The sequence below is a fragment of the Amphibacillus jilinensis Y1 genome (assembly GCF_000306965.1).
GTDB lineage: Bacteria > Bacillota > Bacilli > Bacillales > Amphibacillaceae > Amphibacillus_C > Amphibacillus_C jilinensis.
Genome location: NZ_JH976449.1, coordinates 3327 through 3717, shown reverse-complemented (window position 1 = coordinate 3717; position 391 = coordinate 3327). Strand labels below are relative to the sequence as shown.

1 protein-coding gene is annotated in these 391 nt (G+C 41.7%); it reads left to right on the top strand.

All coding sequences use genetic code 11. The annotated features are described in order from the left end of the window. Positions 1-130: 130 nt before the first annotated feature. Positions 131-391 (top strand): IS110 family transposase (locus B494_RS20895; protein WP_144032289.1); only part of this gene is annotated, 261 nt, incomplete at its 3' end.

Below are 391 nucleotides of genomic sequence, written 5' to 3'. Positions count from 1 at the left end.
GAGCATTCCTGTAATAAGAAAATTTGAAGGATAATCGCCGAATCTGACAAATGCATAAAAAAAGTCCCCCTGGTACGATAGAGAGTGTCATGCATGACCTCGAATTAAGTACCGAAGGAGGACTTCTAATATGGATTTTACACAAAATAAACGAATAGCACAAGTCAACGAGCAAAGCTTGATCATTGGGGTTGATGTAGCCAAACACAAACATGTAGCACGGGCAATAGATGATCGTGGTCGAGATCTGGTGAAACGACTGGTATTCACCAATTCTTATCAAGGGTTCTTAGCGTTGATAGAATGGGCCAAAAACCTGTCCGAGCAACATGACCGACCTAATTTACTAATTGGTATGGAACCTACTGGCCACTATTGGCTTAATCTAGCC